The following is an 18,578-nucleotide window of genomic DNA, read 5'->3' on the forward strand; positions in this document are numbered from 1 at the left end:
TAACCCCCGCCCCCGCCCCCCCCACTCTCACTGGCACCGCTCGTGGTGGGCGCCCACTCTCATCCCCCATTCTTGCCCGCCGCTTTGGGCCGGGGGTGGGGAGGGGTGCTTTTGAGCTCTTACGCTCTTAGCCCAAGCACCAGCCTCTCACCCAACCGCCACAACCGCCAAGGTCAGCCGCGAAATACACACCGGCTTGCCCGCCTCATCCTCGATGCGGATCTCCCACACCTGGGTGGTGCGGCCCACATGCAGCGCGCGTGCGGTACCGGTAACCAGCCCGCTACGCGCCGCCCGCAGATGGTTGGCATTGATCTCCAGGCCGACACATACCTGCTGGCTCGGATCCACGCAGAGATTGCCGGCGCTGCTGCCCAAGGTCTCGGCCAGCACTACCGAGGCGCCGCCATGCAGCAGACCGTAAGGCTGCTTGGTACGCGCATCCACCGGCATCGTCGCCTGCAGCCAATCATCGCCGACAGCGGTGAAGACAATTCCGAGATGGTCGATCAGCGTGTTGCGGCTCAGTTCGTTGACCAACTGCAGGTCAACCGGCGCGCGGAATACTTGGCTCATTGCAGCTACCTGTTTGGGGAAACAAAAACAGTCAGAGGATGGGGACCAGCCCCGCACCGAACGCGGTCAACATGCGCACAAGCACCCACTTGGGGCCGACGTCGACTTCCGGGAAGTCACCAACCGCGGTGTAGCAGTTGTGGAAGTTCGGGTCCTGTCGACGCAGCGGCTGCGGGCAGTCCGGTCCCGGCTTGAAGGCGTAGTCGGTGGCGTAGCGCCAGGGCCAGAAATCCAGGATCGGCAGTGCCTCGGAGGCCTTGCCGAGACTGTAGTTCAGGCCGGACAGCACCGGCGGTTTTTCGCGCGGTGCCACCACCCAGGAGTTGTCCGGGTGCACGTCACGCAGGATGCTCTGCGCCAACTGCTCGGCAAAGGCCGGGTCATCGATGATCACCGCGCCTTCGGTGTTGTAGTTCTCGCTGCGCGGATCGAAATTGTGGGTACCGATCACGCCAATACGGCGATCCACCACCAGCGACTTGGCATGCAGGCCCATGCGCGCGCCGCGACGGGTAACCGGCAAGGGCCGGTTGACCGCACGCGTACCCAGGAACGAGGGCCGGGTTTCGGTACGCAGCACCTCGCGCTCGACCTCGCTGCCATCGACGCTGAGCCGGCGCCCGGAACCGCTGCCGCGCGCATTGCTGCCAGCCGCACTACCGCCAATCACCCGGTTGCGGGTGGGGGCCGCGGCCGGTTCACCGCCCAACGGCGCCGGCAACAACTGCGCATAGTCGATCGGTGCGTCCAGCGGGAACGGCTTGTATTCGTAGATATTGAAGCCCAGTTCGCGCAGATTGCGGCGTTTGTACTTGTACGACAGCGCATAGACGATGGGGTTGTCGGTGGCTGCCAGACTATTGGTCGATACGACTACCCGCGGCGGCGTTTCGCGCTTGCGCAGGTTCTTGAACAGCTCCTGCGCGGGCTTGGACAGCACCAGATAGGGCGTCTGCAGCAGCACCTCGGTCTTCGCCTGCGAGATCAGCGCATCCAACTTCGGCTCGGTCACATGCTGGCCGTTGAGCGGCTGCGCCTCGCGTTCACGGCGATGCTTGCGCGGCAGGTCGGCGACATAGCTGACCGCACTTACCGGCAAGGCGGTGTCGACAAATGCCTGCTCGATGAAGTCCGGGTCGGAGGCTTCAGCATCCACCCGCGCGATGCGGTCTGGACGCCGGAATGCCGCCTCTGGCAGAGCCGGCACGCCCTCGTTCAACAAGGTCTTGCCGACATCATTGAGCCGCTCGGCCGGCACGCTGCGGCGTGCTTCCCAGAAGGCCTGGAAGTTGGCCGCCATCTCGCGCGCCTCCGGCCCGGCCACCACCACGTCACGGTCGCGGAAGTTGTACTCGCTGTCCCAGTCGTAATAGTCGTCCTGGTAGTTGCGGCCACCGACCATGCCGATCACATCGTCGATCACCAGCAGTTTGTTGTGCATGCGCTGATTGAAACGGCGGAAGCAGCACAGCACGCTGCCGGCATAGTCGAAGTAGTTGAGTTTGGCCTTGCCGAACGCCGGGTTGTAGACACGCAGCTCGAAATTGGCATGCGCGCCGGACAAGGCACCCAGCATCTGCAGATCGGAGATCGCCGAGAGCTGATCGATCAGCACCCGTACCTTGACTCCGCGCCGGGCCGCGGCCAGCAGTTCGTCGATCACCATCCGCGCACTGTCGTCGGTGTCGAAGATATAGGTCTGCAGGTCCACGCTGCGGGTGGCGCTGCGGATCAGGTTCAGCCGCGCGATCAGCGACAGTTCACCCTCGTCGACGATGGTGGCGTAATGCCGCGGTGCCTGCGCGGTGGATTCGGCGATGGCCTTGCCACCGAGCGCGCGCAGCGGAGAATCCAGCGCACAGCGGTCGGGCTGGTCACAATCCACCACGGTGGAACGCGCAGCCACGGCAATGCCAACGGCACGCTCGCGCTGCTGATTGGACAGCGAGGCACAACCGCTGGCCAGCAGCAGCGCCAGCACCGGCAAAAGACGGATCACAGCTTTCACGTTTTGGGGGCGCCCACCAGGCGTGTACGCAGTACGAATATCACTCGATCACTCAGGGCCATCTGCCAGCTATCCATGCCATATCGGCCGCGCAGGATGGTGCCGCGGCTGACGAGGTCGCAATCATAGCCGGGCCGCGCGCATTCAGGTTTTGCCAGACGCATCACTTCGGGCCGGCTGATGCCACGGATCGACAAGCGCCCCTGCACATCGCCGCCGGTTTCGGTCAATCGCGGGTCATAGGGATCGGAGTCGAACTCCACCACCGGGTAGCGTGCCGCGTCAAAAAAGTCCTCGCCGCGGATCCAGCCGGTGTAGCGCGGCCGCTCCGGGATCTCCACATACTCGGTGAACATGCGCAGCCGCACCTGGTGACGGCCATCGGGCAGCACCGTGATCCAACCTTCGAAACGCGGAAAGACACCCTCCACCTTCTGCCCGAAGCGGGTACGTATTTCAAAACCAAACCGGGAGTGTGCCGTGTCGAAATGCAATGGCTCGGCCGCAAGGGCCGAGCCAGCGAGCATCAACAGAATCAGCAGCAGCCCATACCGCGCCACCGCCATGGGCTCAGGGCCACCAGAATTCAGTCAGCCGGGCAATGCCCGGTTCTATTGCCGCCTCCATCGGCAGTGACAGCACCGCCACCGAGGCCGGCGGCATGCCGCGGTAGTCGCCGGATTGGCCGCTGTGCATCAGCGCAACCAACTGCTCCAGTCCGGGGTTGTGGCCAACCACCAGCAGGCGCTCGACTTCCTTATGCTCGTCCAGCAGGGCCGCCAGGGTGCCGGGCACGGCATCGTAGATCCGCTCTTCCAGACGCTGTTCGACGTAGCCGGTGCGCTCCAGCACCGCTTCCAGGGTCTCGCGGGTACGTCGCGCGGGCGAGCACAGCACGCGGTCCGGTACCAATTTGTGTTCCTGTAACCAACGGCCGGCCGCCTCGGCCTCGGCCAAGCCATGCGGTGAGAGGGGCCGGTCGAGATCGGCTTGGCCATTGGCCGCCGGTTCGGCATGGGCATGTCGCAGCAGGATCAATTCACGCATGGTCGGTTAGTACTCCTGATCAGACCTTGTTCAACCACTTGAGCAGCGGCTCCCAGTCTTGCTGGTGCTCGCGTACCTGTGCAGAGTGATAATCGAACAGGCTGCGCCCAAGCCCGACCATCACCACATAACTCTGACTGTCGCGCAGTTGCGTGACAACCTCATACGGCCAATCGGCCAGCATCTGCCTGGCCTGTTGCGAGGTCTGCGTCCACGGCTTGGTACGGTTGAGCACCAGCCCTACAGGCACCGCCCGCGAATGGATGCGCTTGATCTTGGACAGGCTGTTGAGGAAGCCAACGATGGCCTCGATATCCAGCGCCGAGGGCAGCACCGGCACCACCACCGCATCGGCGATGTCGATGAAGCGTTCCAGGTCCTCGCCATAGGCACCGGCCGGGGCATCGATGATGACCTGCTCGGCGCCGTCGGGGATGAGCTTTTCCCAGTTCTTCTTGCGGTGCACATCCACCGGCAGCACCGCGCTGTCCAGGATGGAACGGCGTTGCGCCCAACGGGTGCTGGAGCCCTGCGGGTCGGCATCGGCAATCACCGTTGCCTGGCCGGACAAGGCCGAGTGTGCGGCCAGATGGGTAGCGATGGTGGTCTTGCCGACACCGCCTTTGGAGCCGGCTACCAGAATCGTCTTCATGCACGCCTCGTTTTCGCGGGACTTGCCAGCAGCGTACACCGGCCCGCGTTGGCAAAGGTAGTCATCCGGTGAGGACGCCCCCCGACAAGGCCTGCGGCTTTGCTATCGTGTCGCCCCCGGCATTGGAACCACCATGAGCGAGCTGCAGGACCTGACCGCACTGATCCGCGCCAATACGCCGCTGATCGTCATCGAAACGCAGGATGAGACCCGTATCGTGGGTCTGTTCCGCGAGGCCTTGATGCATGTGTGGCGCTCGCTGTACCGCTGGTCGATCACCGAGGGCCTGCGCCGCATCGACATGGACCGCGAGGACGAGGCGGTCGGCCCACCCGATGCCAGCGCCGCCCTGCGCATGATCCAGGAGGCCGACCAGCGCGGCATCTACCTGCTGCTCGATTTTCATCCCTACCTTGGCTATGCCAGCCACCAGCGTCTGCTGCGCGACATCATCCAGCGCCGCCACAGCCAGCCGCACGTGGTGGTGCTGGTCGGCGCCAAGGTCGAGCTGCCGGCCGAGCTGGAAGCGCTGGCGACACGCTTCAACCCGCGCCTGCCCGATGCCAATGCGCTGCTGAAGATGCTGCGCGAGGAAGCGGCCAGCTATGCCCAGGAGAATGGTGGGCGCCGGGTCGAGGTGGACCAGGAGGCAGTGCAGCAGATCCTGCGCAACCTGCGCGGGCTGAGCATGACCGACGCACGCCGCATCGCCCGCCAGCTTATTTTCGCCGATGGGGCGCTGCAGGCCGATGACCTGCCACAGCTGGCCAAGCTCAAGTTCGAACTGCTCAACCGCAGCGGCCACCTGCATTACGAATACGACTCGGCTCGTTTCAGCGACGTGGCCGGCGCGCGCCGGCTCAAGCGTTGGATCGAGCAGCGCCGCGCGGTGTTTGTCTCCGGCAATGCCCCGCCCGGGCTGGACCCGCCCAAGGGCATGCTGCTGCTCGGCGTGCAGGGCTGCGGCAAGTCGATGCTGGCCAAGGCCACCGCCGCCGGCTTCGGCGTGCCACTGCTGAGGCTGGACTTCGGCACCCTGTACAACAAGTACCACGGCGAGACCGAGAAGAACCTGCGCGACGCGCTGGCCTCGGCCGAGCAGCTGGCACCCTGCGTGCTGTGGATAGACGAGGTGGAGAAGGGCCTGGCCAGCGGTGGTGAGGACGGCGGCGTATCGCGCCGCGTGCTCGGCTACCTGCTGACCTGGATGGCCGAACGCAAGGCGCCGGTGTTCATCGTCGCCACCGCCAACCAGGTGCAGGAGCTGCCGGCCGAACTGTTGCGCAAGGGCCGCTTCGACGAAATCTTCTTCGTCGACCTGCCCTCACCCGACACCCGCGTCGAACTGCTGCATCTGCATCTGCAGCGCCGCCAGCTGCTGCCGGACCTGTTCGCCCTGCCCGCCTTGGCGGCAGCCAGCGATGGCTTCTCCGGCGCCGAGATCGAGCAGGCAGTGGTCGCCGGCCTGTACGCCGCCCATGCCGAGCAGAAACCGCTGGACACCGAGCTGTTGATGGCCGAAATCCGCAACACACGACCACTGTCAGTACTGATGGCCGAGCAGGTGCAGTCGCTGCGCGACTGGGCGCGCGAACGCACCGTGCCGGCGGATTGAAGTAGCTTGAAAGCTCAGCTGCTGATGTAGCTTGGGTAAGCGCCAGCGCACCCGGGGATCTATCGCCGGTACCCGATGGCGCGAAGCCCTGACCAGCGAACTACTTTCTGAGGTGCTGCAGTGAAGATTGGACATGCAACGCTGGTTTGTCTGGCTTTGGCCCAAGCCGCAGGATGTGGTGGGCCGCCAGATTTTGATGCATGCAAATATCGCGGAAACTCCCGGACTGAGCAGACATGTGCGATTTCTTACATTTACCTGGTGGCACATCCCGAAAAATTTGACGGGCGAGATGTCGAGTTCTTTGCGTGGGCTCGCACCACAAATGGCGCCACCCTTGTTTTCCCGACAAAGGAAGCGATGGAGGATGGTGAATCCGTCTCATCCATGGTCATCTACGGGGACGAGACAGCATCCAGCCTCCGGCAGAGGAATCTTGATGCAAGGGTTGTTATCAAAGGTAGATTTATTTTGAACAGGGGAAAGACAGACCCTCTGGATATCGAACGCATTGGAGTCATTCGAAATGCCAAAGTCATCCCTTAGGTTTGCAACACTAATCACTCCAATGTTTTCACTACTGGGCTGCGCAGGCCCTTGTTCCATCCCACCGCAAGATGCTTGCCAGAACAAGATCACTGCCATCAATGGGGCCTGCCGGATTTCCCCCTTGCAACTTTTTGCGCAGTCGGACCTTTTCCTAGGCAAAAACATTGATGTTGTTCTGTATTCCCCCGCAAAGGGTTCGACGTTTCTATATGCCAACAAAGAAGCTGCTGACGTAGCGGACCTGGTCTCAGCGATCATGGTCGGAAATTCTCCCGACATTGCACGCAGCTTTTCGATCCCGGGCTATTATCGGGTGGAAGGCTTTTTCGAGACCTCCGCTCCTGTCACATTCGGCGAAGGCGTGACTGTCCCGGAGCTGATAGGTGGAAAATTTTCTTCGATTGAATCTGTTCGAAGGATTACATCCAAGGACGAGATGACGGAAGAGTGCGTAGCGACTGGATGTGACGTCATCTACGCCGATGGTGCATTTTTGATGAGAGCACTTCCGGATAGATAGAAATTTCAGGTCGACACTGGAGGATTTGTTCATGCAGCTGTCGCCGACTCCTGCTGCGTCGCCAGCTGCAGCCGGATCTGTTCGCCCTGCCCGCCCTTGCTGCTGCCAGCGATGGCTTCTCCGGTGCCGAGATCGAACAGGCGGTGGTCGCCGGCCTATATGCCGCCCACGCCGAACAGAAGCCGCTGGACACCGAGCTGTTGATGGCCGAGATCCGCAACACACGACCACTGTCAGTACTGATGGCCGAGCAGGTGCAATCGCTGCGCGACTAGGCGCGCGAGCGCACCGTGCCAGCGGATTAAAATCGCCCGGAGGCTCTAACGCTGCTGTAGCACGGATAGCGCCAGCGCACCCTTTGGTTCAATGTTCCTTTCGGCAAGGTGAGCTTGTTGTTGATATCTGAAATCGAGAGGCGGGCACGTTCACATCTCATGAGGAAGGCACAGCCATCCAATGCCCATGACTGACGGCAATGTCCTTGAAAATTTGTTGACCTTAGCTGCGTCAGTTAGTCCATAGCTGATTGCTTACTTTTTTTGCGGCAATGGAGCACCTGCTATTGGGACGGGCGTTGGTGACCAGAATTCCTTGCCCATCCCTGATTTCCATGACCTCCAGTGAGCAAGGAGAACCGTCTATTTTGTAGGATGCGCGATATTCCTTTCCAGCCTCTGGCCGGAAGGTTACGAACGCTTCACAGTATCTGTTCTCAGAGGCAACCCGCTCACCCCCTTTAAAGAACATGCTGAGAAATGAATCATCGCGCGGCACGCTAGCCAATACCGAAACTGTGATGCTTGAATCAGCAGGGATATTTGTAGTTGTTGAAGTGCCGGTGCTGATGCCTATGCGTTTCGACTGAAGAATATCAATCAACTTCCCTGGGTAGCCGGCACAATCGGGCTGGCTATGTAGCCGGACCTGTTGATTCCATGTTTCCAGGGTATTTGTAGCAACCGTCAGCTTTGCGACGGAGCCAGAGGGTGCAGCGTAGTTTGGGGTAACGCATCCAGATAGCGATACCGCTAGCGCGGCACCCATGACATAGATCTTCATGACTCCCCTATGGTGGCCGCAAGACCAACCAGACAATAGCCGGAACCTTGATTCCGCATCTCCCTTTTCGCAGCGCACCGCATGGCGGGCTACCCCCTTGGTACGGGCTGATCTTAGATCCACCGCGCTCGCCCAACAAGCCGACAAATGACTTCGCGGGACAAGCCGGAGCGGAAGGCCTACAAACGGATATTGAACGCCCGCATAAGGTCGGATGGTGTGCTGCGGCAGTGAGCAGGGACCATCTATGCCGACGTCAGTTCCCGCCAACCCAACCCGACTCAACTTCGTTGATTGCCTTCTGCAACTGTTCCGCAAAGGCGCGCGCCTGCGTCAGGTCAAACTCGACCGGATATCCCTGAGGCATTCCAACGACTTTGATGAAGATGACGCCCTCCTCGACGGAGCCCACACAGCTCACCGTTTCGGTGTGACCTGATTCGGAGCCATGTGACATACATGCCCTGCCTGTGGTTGATACCAATGCCCGATCCGGGTCCCTATGGTCACGCCGCCGGAACAACTGGCTGCCAATCAGCAGGCGGCGTCACCGGCACACCACAGGCTGCAAGCAAGCGTCGCATGGCTGGCAGCTCGCCCTGCTCTGCAAGCCAGCGCGTGTATTCGGCAGGGCTTACCTTGGTGACCTTGCTGGTTTCGTCAGCCAAGATGGCTGTGGCTTCCGTGATGATCCATTGCAGCTCGCGCTTGCGTGCCAACCACGGTACCTGCGCAGGCCCTTGCTCCAGCTCCGCCATGCGCGAAGCCCCATAGCCGGCGAGCAAAAGCGAGCTGCTGTTCGCCACTACATTGAACAAATGTCGGCATTGTTCCCGCTTTGCCGCGTCAGGCACGGTCTTTGGGCAAGTCTCCATCATCTGCTTCAAATCAGCTGGAGAATGCACCGCAGCGATGCTGAACAAGGTGACGGTGCGCTCCTGTTCAAGATAGCTGCCGCTGTTGTGGCGCTGCCACTCAGCTGCCTGCGCGGCATCGGTCAGCGGCCAGGGATAGTCGCGCGTGGCCACATCCATGACGCCGATCAAAGTTGCTGCGGGGTCGCGGTAGCGCGATGCTTTTGCCACACGCCGCCAGGCGCGCTCCGCCTCGATCGGATCCTTGCGGTGCTCGGCCAAGCGCATCAACAGCAGCTGGCTTCCAGCATCTTCCGCATCTGCGGTCGCGAGCGTGACGCGGGCCTGTTCCACATCGCACTCGTCCACCCGGATGCAGCGGGTAACCGCAGCCGCCGCGATCACCGGATCCTCGCTGCCGGTACGTATCGCGCGCATCAACCAGGTATCGGCTTCCGGCGAGTAGCTGGTTTTCCCACGCGCCAGATCCAGGCTCATCGGCGCCAGCAGCCACGCCGCATACAGCTTGCGTGGCTGACCGCTTGCGGCGAGCTCTCGCCCAAGCTGCAACCGTGCGGTGTTGCTCGCTTCGATCTGCGCGAGCATCTGCTCCGGCGTGGTTTCAGCTTTCGCCGGTTGCGCAATCGCGCCAGCCGTTGCCGCCATCAAGGCCAAGCCAGTAAACATCAACCAGGGTTTACGCATCCTGCTTTCCTCGTTGTGGAGCATCCAAGCTTACATACTGACTCAAACCAGCCGCTCAAGCACCCAGACCCAGGCCGGCAAGGTGATCAACGACAGCACAATGCCATAACCCACCATCGCGGCTGCCAAGCGTGGCGCCAGCCGGTGGGAAATGGCCAGGGCGGCGGCAGTGATCATGGTCGGCATTGCGCTCTCCAGTACATTGACCCGCAGCATCTCGCCCAGCAAGCCAAACGCCCAGGACAGCGGCAAAGCTGCGGCCGGTAGCACCAACAGCTTGAGCAGCAGGCCCACGCCCAACGGCGCCAGTTCAGCGCGCGACAGCCGCAGTTGGATCGTAAGACCCACCGCCAGCATCACCAGTGGCAGCATCGCGTCGGCCACATTCTTCAGCGCCCCCGCAATCCACGTCGGTGGTGATGCCGGCATCACCAGCAGGGCGAAGATCAGCGCCCACAGCGGTGGGAACCGGGCAATGCGCAGCAGGATCTGGCCGGTGCTGGGCGGGGTATCGCCGCTGTAGCGCGCCAGCACGTACAGCCCGAAGGTGGACAGCATCACGAAGGTGCCGAACTGGTCGTAGACCACCGCATACGGCAGAGCATGGTCACCCAACAGCGCGCGCACCATCGGGTAGCCGATGAAGCTGGAGTTGCACAGCGCCACGCATAGCAGCAGCACCGCATGCACCTGCCGCTCGAAACCGAACAGGCGTGTGGCCAGGCTTACCAAGGCCAGGGTCAGCAGCATCAACAGCCACGGCGTGAGCATGATGCCAATCAACGAGGCATCCAGCTGCAGGCGCGGTACATAGGTAAGCACCGCTGCCGGCAGGCAGATGTACAGCACCACCTTGTTGAGCACGTCAGCGGCGTTGTCCGGGAATACCCGGAAGCGTGCGAAGACCATGCCCAACGCGAGCATGGTCAGGATCAGTGCGAAAGCGTCGAATGCCATGATGCGAGCATGCGCCGGGCTGCCCCGCAGGGGGAATCAGCGCCGACTCAAAACCTCCTGTTGCAGCATCAGCACGGATGCGGATGCCGCTTACGGGTGCCGCGTTACGACTTCAGCCTTATGGCCATGCCGGCGGATTGGCCACCCACGCCTGCTGTACCTGGGCCAGCTGCGTACGCTCGGCATCACTCCATGCCGGCAACAGCTGTGGATAGGCCGTGGTTTCGGTCCATTGCCCCGGCTCGGTGCGCACCGCTGCCGCGTACCAGGCCACGGCTTCGTCCTTACGGTCCAGGCTCCACAACACCAGCGCCAGCGTTTGCGGCAGCCACGACGGATTGCCGCGGGTACCCTCGGCCGCCTTGGTCCAGTAGTCCAGCGCTTCCTGCGCAGCGCCCCGACGGTACAGATCCCAGCCGTGGTTCCAACGCAGGCTGCGGGCCTGCACGGAGGTGTCCGCAACGGAGGCCATGGCCTCCTCGTACAGCTTGCCGCCCAGCTCGGTACGTCCATCGCGGTAGGCGATGCTGGCCAGCTGCGCGGTTGCTTCCACGCCCTTGCGGCCGCGCTCGCGCAGCTTCATCAGCTGATCCACTGCATCTGCCTGTTCAGGCGGCACGGCATGGATCGGCTTGGCCGCGACATCGTCGTCGAAATAGAACTCGTTGATCTTCGGCAGGCTCTGCGCCTGCACGTTTGCAACAAACAGGCCGGCCAGCAGCAGTGCGCCAGCGACCATGCGCTTTGTAACCCCCATGACTGCAATCCCCATCAAACAGTTATCCCCCACCCGGCTCCGATCCTAACCGCTCCGGGCGCTACGCGCGACATGGTTACAGGGTGATGAAAGCCCCGCTGCTACAATCCGCGGCTGCCGCCGGTCCGCCGGTCGACACCTGCCAGCCGTTTCCGCAATGGGCCAGCCATGACCAGTACCGCCGAACTTACCTCGCCTGCCTCCGCCAACGATCCGCTGATCGGCGTGCGTGATTCCGATTACACCCTGGAACACAAATACACACGCACCGATGGCCGCATCTACCTGAGTGGCGTGCAAGCCTTGGTACGCCTGCCCTTGATGCAGCAGCAGCGCGACGCCGCGGCCGGGTTGAATACCGGCGGCTTCGTCAGCGGCTACCGCGGCTCGCCGTTGGGCGGCTTCGACCTGGAGCTGTGGCGCGCGCGCAAGCACCTGGAAGCGGCCAAGGTGAAGTTCGTGCCCGGCCTCAACGAGGACCTGGGCGCGACCATGGTCTGGGGCACGCAGCAGACCAACCTGTTCCCCGGCGCCAATGTCGATGGTGTGTATGGCATGTGGTACGGCAAGGGCCCGGGCGTGGACCGCTGCGGTGACGTGTTCAAGCACGCCAATGCCGCCGGTGCCTCCAAGCATGGCGGCGTGCTGGCGCTGGCCGCCGACGACCATGCCTGCCGCAGCTCCACCCTTCCCCACGGCAGCGAGGAAGAATTCGTCAGCGCGATGATGCCGGTGCTGAACCCGGCCGGCGTGCAGGACATCCTCGACATGGGCCTGGTCGGCTGGGCGATGAGCCGCTACACCGGCCGCTGGATCGGCTTCAAGACGATTGCAGAAACGGTGGAGTCCTCGGCCTCGGTGGACGTCAACCCGTTCGCCCGCCAGATCATCCTGCCAGAAGATTTCGAGATGCCGGCCGCCGGCCTCAACATCCGTTGGCCGGACCCGCCGATGGAGCAGGAAATGCGCCTGCACCGTTATGCGGTGAAGGCGGCGCAGGCCTTTGCCCGCGCCAACGGCATCGACAAGGTGGTGATGGATTCGCCGCAGGCGCGGCTGGGCATCGTCACCACCGGCAAGAGCTACCTGGACGTGCTACAGGCGCTGGAATACCTGGGCCTGGACGAAAAGGCCTGCGCCGACATCGGCATCCGTGTGTACAAGGTCGGCATGACCTGGCCGCTGGAGCCGCAGGGCATCGGTGAATTTTCCCGCGGCCTGCAAGACATCGTCGTGGTGGAGGAGAAAAAGGCCTTCATCGAGCGGCAGATGAAGGAATACTTCTACAACTGGCCGGCCAACTGGGGCGCGCGTCCCTCCATCGTCGGCAAGTACGACGAGCAGGGCGAGTGGATCCTGCCGTCCACCGGCGAACTGACCCCGGCGACGATTGCCGGCGTGATCGGCCGCCGCATCCAGCGCTTCTTCAACACCGAGTCGATTGAAGAACGCCTGCGCTGGATGGACGTCAAGGAAGCTGAGATGGCCTTGCCACGCGCGCAGTTCCCGCGCGTGCCGCATTACTGCTCCGGCTGCCCGCACAACACTTCCACCAAGGTGCCGGAAGGCTCGCGTGCGCTGGCCGGCATCGGCTGCCACTACATGGTAACGTGGATGGACCGCGACACCGACACCTTCACCCACATGGGTGGCGAAGGTGTCACCTGGGCCGGCCAAGCCGCGTTCACCGACACCGAGCACGTGTTCCAGAACCTCGGCGACGGCACCTATTTCCACAGCGGCTCGCTGGCGATCCGCCAGGCCATCGCCGCTGGCGTCAACATAACCTACAAGATCCTCTACAACGATGCGGTGGCGATGACCGGCGGCCAGCCGGTGGACGGCACCCTGACCGTGCCGCAGATCGCCCACCAGATGCGTTCGGAAGGCGTGCACACCATCGTGCTGCTGTCCGACGACATCCAGAAGTGGAAGTCGCGCCGTCACGAGTTCCCCAGCGATGTGGAGTTCCACGACCGCGCCGAGCTCGACGCCGTGCAGCAGCAGCTGCGCACGGTGAAGGGCACCAGCATCCTGATCTACGAACAGACCTGCGCCACCGAGAAGCGCCGTCGCCGCAAGCGCGGCAAGATTGTCGACCCGGCCAAGCGCACCATGATCAACTCGCTGGTCTGCGAAGGCTGCGGTGACTGCGGCGAGAAGAGCTTCTGCGTGTCGGTGCTGCCGAAGGAAACCGAGTTCGGGCGCAAGCGCGACATCGACCAGTCCAACTGCAACAAGGATTTCACCTGCACCACCGGCTTCTGCCCGAGCTTCGTCACCGTGCACGGCGGCCAGCTGCGCAAGGGCAGCAAGAGTGGTTCGGCCAGCCTGCTCGACAACCTGCCGGCACCAACCTTCCGCACCAATTTCTCGCAGCCCTGGAACATCCTGATCACCGGCGTCGGCGGCACCGGCGTGGTGACCATCGGCGCACTGCTCGGCATGGCCGGTCATCTCGAAGGCAAGGGTGCCAGCGTGCTCGACCAGACCGGTCTGGCGCAGAAGGGCGGCGCAGTCACCACCCATATCCGCATCGCCAATACACCGGCCGACATCCACGCCGTGCGCATCGCCGCCGGTGAAGCCGACCTGGTGCTGGGCTGCGACATGGTGGTGGTCAACGACTACTGGGCGCTGTCCAAGGTGCGCGGCGAGCGCTCGCAGGTGGTGTTGAACACCTACGAAGCGATGCCCGGCACCTTCACCACCCACCCGGACATGCAGTTCCCGGCCGCCGACATCATTGCCGGGGTGAAGCTGGCACTGGGCGGTCGCGACCCGATCCTGCTCGACGCCACCCAGCTGGCCACCGCCCTGCTCGGCGATGCGATTGCCTCCAACCTGTTCATCCTCGGCTTCGCCTGGCAGCAGGGCCTGGTGCCGCTGTCGCTGGAATCGCTGATGCGCGCGGTGGAGCTCAACGGCGCCGCCGTGACCATGAATCAGACCGCCTTCGCCTGGGGCCGTCTGGCCGCAATCGATCCGCAGGCCGTGCAGCAGGCCGCCGGTCTGGTGCGCAACGCGCCGACCGATGCCGAGCGCAAGCCGGCCGCCCTGCGCGAACTGCCGCCGGGCGAATGGGAAGGCAACGAGGCCGGCGCACCGTCGGCACCGCGCAACCCGGGCAACGAGCCGGATATCCGCGGCCTGCCCGCCGCCAGCCAGACCAGTGGCGAAGCCGCGTTCGCATCGCTGGACGACGTACACCTGTCGCGCTCGCTGGACGAGTTGATCGCCCGCCGCAGCAGCTTCCTCACCGATTACCAGGACGCCGCTTACGCCAACCGCTACCGCACGCTGATCGATGCCGTGCGCAAGGCCGAGCAACAAGCGATCCCGGGCAGCACCGCATTGAGCGAAGCCGCCGCACGCTACTTCTTCAAGCTGATGGCCTACAAGGACGAATACGAAGTCGCCCGCCTCTACACCAGCGGTGACTTCGCCAAGCGTGTCGCAGAGAAGTTCGAAGGCGACTACCAGGTACGTTTCCACCTGGCACCGCCGCTGTTCGCCAAGCGCGACGAACAGGGCCAGCTGCAGAAGAAGGAATACGGCCCGTGGATGTTCAAGGCCTTCGGCCTGCTGGCCAAGTTCAAGGGCCTGCGCGGCGGCCGCTTCGACGTGTTCGGTTACACCGAGGAACGCCGTGGCGAGCGTCAGTTGATCAGTGACTACGAGAAGACCTTGCAGGAACTGATCAGCGGCCTGGATGCGCGTCGACTGGCATTGGCGGTGGACATCGCCAGCATCCCCGAGCACATCCGCGGCTATGGCCACGTCAAGGAAGCGCACCTGCACGAAGCCAAGGCCCGCGAAGCCGCGCTGCTTGCGACGTGGCGCAACCCGAAAGCGCTGCATATCGTGCAGGCGGCCTGAGAAGGCAACTGATAGGTTGCTTATGCGCAATGCAACCTATGGGTTGCATTGCGCGGTCAGAGCTTCAACGTCCACGTTGAAGCTGCAGGTCGCTGTCGACTGAGCTCGCGTCAGCGGACCTCGAAGTCCATGGACAACTGCGAGGGCCGCGCTTGCCCGCCAAGCTGTGCCGGCGTCCATTGAACGGCAAGAATCATCTCCTTCTCCTGGTCGGTCAGGGCCAATCAGGACGGATAGGAAACGATGGCGTCCTGCGGCTTGCCGGTTTCGTCCAGGACAACCACGACGCAGGTCAGGCTGCTGCCGGAGCGCATCCAGATACCGCGCGGAAACTGGGGGAGCTTCTCCACCGGTTGCGGCTCCACATCCGCGGTTTCACCGATCACGTGGTCGGGAAGCAGCTTCTGGATTTCTGCCAGAAGGGGCGCTTTTTTTGCATAAGCAGACTGGGTGGTCTCGCGCCAGAACATTGTTTGCCGTCAACAGTAGTACTGCAACAGCCATATGATTGAGCAATTTAACTCTAACCATCCGATGGTTTGGATCCGAAGGATCCGCTATACGACTAATGTGCCATGCACCGCTTGTTGGGCTGCCCCTTGGTACCACCAAATCCTAGGATCGCTTGATCACACTAACAAACTGAAATATGACAGACACCAGCGGGCGTACTGAGCTGATCCAACTGGACTTCGGATGCACGTTTTGCGGGAGGCAACCTGCCGACCAGAGCGGCTAGTGCGCAGAACAGCTCTTGCCGATCCACATACAATTTACTGCTGGAGGAAAACGGGATGCAGAGTCATATTAAAGGCAGTCAGATAGAAACTGAGCGAAGTTGGCCCCGGTCACCCGAGCCAATTTCCCCTATTGAGCACCCCGCTTTTCCCCGACTTCCCAATTGAGCAGCCCATCCGCTCCGGCAATACGACCAAGCCGGTTGTGGCTGGCATGAACAGAAATCAATTTAAGCTTGGGCGGAGATCAGCTCAAAAATTGAGCTTCTCTCGACGTGAAATCCCCCCCTAACTACAGTTAGCCCATTGCGTGCAGTTCAAAAGGCCTCAGCGAACAGATGACTACACAGACCTTCAAAGAAACCACGCACCGCCTCTATCACATTCCAAATGAGGACGACGAATTTGATCCTCATTTGATCCTAGTCGTAATGGAGTCGGAGACTTGGCGCGATGGTAGCCTCGGTGGCGGCAAGCTCCGTGCCCCTGTATACGCGATTTCGGGACCGCTGCGGCGCTATCGTTCTTCGGGTGCTTTTCTTGGATCATTTGGTGGCAACTACGACATCACCGGAAACTCCGAATACAACCGTTTCAAGGTAACAGGAGGATCGATGATCCTCGACGAACCCGCACGTGGTTTAAGGATCGGCGGCATCGTTCAGAACCTCGTTATCGAATGGTGTAAAGCGGCCGGACAGGATGGTCGAGTTGAACCAATCCGCGTCGCCCAAAGCGACGCCCTTACAGTGAAGGAGCGTGACCGGAGGAATCATTTTTATCGCCGGTTTGGGATCTTGTTCCGCTGGCATGCTCCCTCTGCAGGAGCTCTACCACGGGCTGTCGGGCGATCTTTCGAGGCACTGAGATTGAACCAGCTCAAACTTGTTCCGCTTTCTTCCACAATCTATCAACACGACATGGCAGGGAGCTTCAGCCATCTGGCAGATCTTCTTTCCGCTGCCAGACATCAGTGCAACGAAGCCAAAAAGGCCAAGGTACACATGGAGAAAATGAAAGATCGGGAGATTGCCGGCGCCATGGCGATATCTACTGTCGCGTGGAAGATTGCTGCCATCCTTGGTTCTTTGACCCTAGTTCTGGCTTTTTTCTTGGGGCATGAATTGCGCCAATAAATTCTTGGCTGATCCTGTCGATGCCTTCCCTACCCTCACTTTTGATACAACCATAGTTTGGAAATGTTTGCGAAAGCGGGAGAAGCAGAGACTGACTGAGATAGAGCGGTGCGGGATGACTGCGCAACGAAGTTCGTCCCAGTTGGTCGAGACCAAGCCTTCCTGTCTCAACCCCTGATTCCGAAGGTCAGTTCGGGAATCTGCTCTCGGCCGCACCAGCGTGCCCATGATTCTCACAACTCTTTCTCAAGGTCGATCCGAATAGAAGGTCTTCAATGATCATAGCCTCGACAGTCAACTACAGGCCGTCATAGCTTAAGCGTCTATCGAATCGTTGCGCCACACCGCCAATCTTGTCCTCGATCTTCGACACGAAATCGTTCGTTCTTCCACCGGGAGCGCAACTTGGCAAACGGCACGTCGGCGCGTACCTTTGATGAATCCAGCTAATCCTACCGTTGAGGTCGTCCGCTCTCAGGTAGCGTTAGATGCAGCAACGGATTTACCATGCCTCCATCCCGGCAGATCCCGGGCGCCAGACGTACTTTCCGTGAAAGCTCTTATCACCGGTAGTTCAGGCCGGATTGGCCGCGCAATCTACAACGCGATTGCCGCAAACCATGAGGCCGTTGGCCTCGACCGCTCCCCTTTCTCCTGCTCCTCGCTTATTGGCGACTTCACCGATAGCCGATTGCTGCACTCGGCATTGCAGGGCGTGGATGTGGTATTCCACACCGCCTCGTACCATGCGCCGCACGTCGGCCTGGTATCTGATCGTGAGTTCGAGCGGGTCAATGTGGCGGGTGTGCAGCAGTTGCTGGAAGCTGCGCAGCAGGCAGGTGTGAGGCAGGTGGTCTACACCAGTACCACCGCACTGTATGGCGATGCTGTCGCCGAGCAGGGTTGTACCTGGATCGATGAATCCGTGACGCCGCAGCCCAAGACTGTGTATCACCGCACCAAGCTGGAAGCCGAGCAGATTCTGGCCGAGTGGTCCGGCGCTGGGCTGACACGTAGCGTCATCCGCATGTCGCGTTGCTTCCCGCAGCCTGCAGATCAGATGTCGGTGCTGCGCCTGCATCGCGGCATTGATGTCCGCGATGTTGCTGATGCGCATGTGGCGGCGTTGGCTCTGCCGGCTGGTTCGTTCAGCAGGTTTGTCGTCAGCGGATCTACGCCATTTCAGCGCGAAGACCTTGAGCAGTTGGGGCGCGATGCTGTTGACGTGCTGCGTCTGCGTTGCCCGGAGTTGGTTGCCGAGCATGAGCGGCGTGGTTGGCCGCTGCCTTCGGTCATTGACCGGGTTTACGACAATTCCGCTATCCGGCAGGCATTGGGTTGGGAGCCTGCGTTTGGTTACGGTGAAGTGTTGGCGCAGGTGGATCGGCGTAGTTTGGAGGTGTTGCCATATACGCGCGGTTTTGTTGATAGGACTGTGGATTGATTCGGTTGCATTGGTAGGTCGGTTGGTGTCGCTTGCTTCGCGGCTTACGCAGCTCCTACAAAAGAAGGAGCCTCTCGCTGCTG

General features: G+C 61.8%; 17 protein-coding genes and 1 pseudogene. 7 read left to right on the plus strand and 11 right to left on the minus strand.

All coding sequences use genetic code 11. From position 1 onward, the window contains the following. Positions 1 to 147: 147 nt before the first annotated feature. The 5 genes from ACVOLZ_RS15855 to ACVOLZ_RS15875 are packed head-to-tail and all read right to left on the minus strand — an operon-like array spanning position 148 to position 4,283. Positions 148 to 576, minus strand: coding sequence for a hotdog fold thioesterase (locus tag ACVOLZ_RS15855; protein ID WP_481516974.1), 429 nt, complete (start codon positions 574 to 576; stop codon positions 148 to 150). A 31-nt stretch (positions 577 to 607) separates the two neighbouring features. Further along, positions 608 to 2,584, minus strand: a complete 1,977-nt coding sequence (locus ACVOLZ_RS15860; protein ID WP_481516975.1) for a phospholipase D family protein — start codon at positions 2,582 to 2,584, stop codon at positions 608 to 610. Then, positions 2,581 to 3,150, minus strand: a complete 570-nt coding sequence (locus tag ACVOLZ_RS15865) for a YceI family protein (RefSeq protein WP_481516976.1) — start codon at positions 3,148 to 3,150, stop codon at positions 2,581 to 2,583. Before ACVOLZ_RS15865 ends, ACVOLZ_RS15860 begins: the two co-directional genes overlap by 4 nt. Before the next feature lie 4 nt (positions 3,151 to 3,154). Beyond that, positions 3,155 to 3,631 carry a SixA phosphatase family protein gene (locus tag ACVOLZ_RS15870; RefSeq protein WP_282269588.1) on the minus strand — a complete coding sequence of 159 codons (477 nt, stop codon included), beginning with the start codon at positions 3,629 to 3,631 and terminating at the stop codon, positions 3,155 to 3,157. Between the two features lie 19 nt (positions 3,632 to 3,650). Further along, entirely contained in the window at positions 3,651 to 4,283 is a 633-nt protein-coding gene (locus ACVOLZ_RS15875; RefSeq protein ID WP_481516977.1) for a nucleotide-binding protein, read from the minus strand. Positions 4,284 to 4,416: 133 nt separating this feature from the next. On the opposite strand from ACVOLZ_RS15875, the gene ACVOLZ_RS15880 reads away from it, so the two are divergent. The 4 genes and pseudogenes from ACVOLZ_RS15880 to ACVOLZ_RS15895 all read left to right on the plus strand — a co-directional run. Continuing rightward, positions 4,417 to 5,898 (plus strand): AAA family ATPase, encoded by a 1,482-nt coding sequence (locus tag ACVOLZ_RS15880; protein WP_481516978.1) that lies wholly within the window; start codon positions 4,417 to 4,419, stop codon positions 5,896 to 5,898. 120 nt (positions 5,899 to 6,018) lie between these two features. Next, a complete protein-coding gene (locus ACVOLZ_RS15885; protein ID WP_481516979.1) occupies positions 6,019 to 6,444 on the plus strand; it encodes a hypothetical protein in 426 nt (141 codons plus the stop codon). Between the two features lie 22 nt (positions 6,445 to 6,466). After that, positions 6,467 to 6,967, plus strand: a complete 501-nt coding sequence (locus ACVOLZ_RS15890; protein ID WP_481516980.1) for a hypothetical protein — start codon at positions 6,467 to 6,469, stop codon at positions 6,965 to 6,967. Between the two features lie 56 nt (positions 6,968 to 7,023). Next, positions 7,024 to 7,242 (plus strand): annotated as a pseudogene (locus ACVOLZ_RS15895) (AAA family ATPase); the annotation flags it as partial. 232 nt (positions 7,243 to 7,474) lie between these two features. Here ACVOLZ_RS15895 and ACVOLZ_RS15900 read toward each other — a convergent pair. The 5 genes from ACVOLZ_RS15900 to ACVOLZ_RS15920 all read right to left on the minus strand — a co-directional run bounded on the left by ACVOLZ_RS15900 (position 7,475) and on the right by ACVOLZ_RS15920 (position 11,299). After that, positions 7,475 to 8,026, minus strand: a complete 552-nt coding sequence (locus ACVOLZ_RS15900) for a hypothetical protein (protein WP_481511850.1) — start codon at positions 8,024 to 8,026, stop codon at positions 7,475 to 7,477. Positions 8,027 to 8,282: 256 nt separating this feature from the next. Then, positions 8,283 to 8,483, minus strand: coding sequence for a hypothetical protein (locus tag ACVOLZ_RS15905; RefSeq protein WP_481516981.1), 201 nt, complete (start codon positions 8,481 to 8,483; stop codon positions 8,283 to 8,285). A 49-nt stretch (positions 8,484 to 8,532) separates the two neighbouring features. Then, positions 8,533 to 9,585 carry a hypothetical protein gene (locus ACVOLZ_RS15910; RefSeq protein WP_481516982.1) on the minus strand — a complete coding sequence of 351 codons (1,053 nt, stop codon included), beginning with the start codon at positions 9,583 to 9,585 and terminating at the stop codon, positions 8,533 to 8,535. Positions 9,586 to 9,627: 42 nt separating this feature from the next. Next, positions 9,628 to 10,542 (minus strand): AEC family transporter, encoded by a 915-nt coding sequence (locus tag ACVOLZ_RS15915; protein WP_481516983.1) that lies wholly within the window; start codon positions 10,540 to 10,542, stop codon positions 9,628 to 9,630. A 118-nt stretch (positions 10,543 to 10,660) separates the two neighbouring features. Next, positions 10,661 to 11,299, minus strand: a complete 639-nt coding sequence (locus ACVOLZ_RS15920; protein ID WP_481516984.1) for a tetratricopeptide repeat protein — start codon at positions 11,297 to 11,299, stop codon at positions 10,661 to 10,663. A gap of 168 nt (positions 11,300 to 11,467) precedes the next feature. Between ACVOLZ_RS15920 and ACVOLZ_RS15925 the strand changes: the two genes are divergently transcribed. Continuing rightward, complete coding sequence (locus ACVOLZ_RS15925) at positions 11,468 to 15,178, plus strand: indolepyruvate ferredoxin oxidoreductase family protein (RefSeq protein WP_481516985.1); 3,711 nt, start codon at positions 11,468 to 11,470, stop codon at positions 15,176 to 15,178. A gap of 224 nt (positions 15,179 to 15,402) precedes the next feature. Here the strand turns inward: ACVOLZ_RS15925 and ACVOLZ_RS15930 are convergent, their stop codons facing one another. Then, entirely contained in the window at positions 15,403 to 15,648 is a 246-nt protein-coding gene (locus ACVOLZ_RS15930) for a hypothetical protein (protein ID WP_481516986.1), read from the minus strand. A gap of 605 nt (positions 15,649 to 16,253) precedes the next feature. Here ACVOLZ_RS15930 and ACVOLZ_RS15935 point away from each other — a divergent pair. Next, positions 16,254 to 17,051 carry a hypothetical protein gene (locus ACVOLZ_RS15935; RefSeq protein ID WP_481516987.1) on the plus strand — a complete coding sequence of 266 codons (798 nt, stop codon included), beginning with the start codon at positions 16,254 to 16,256 and terminating at the stop codon, positions 17,049 to 17,051. A 550-nt stretch (positions 17,052 to 17,601) separates the two neighbouring features. Continuing rightward, positions 17,602 to 18,495, plus strand: a complete 894-nt coding sequence (locus ACVOLZ_RS15940; protein ID WP_481516988.1) for an NAD-dependent epimerase/dehydratase family protein — start codon at positions 17,602 to 17,604, stop codon at positions 18,493 to 18,495. The last annotated feature ends 83 nt before the right edge of the window (positions 18,496 to 18,578 follow it).

The organism is Stenotrophomonas sp. STEN020, assembly GCF_056760195.1.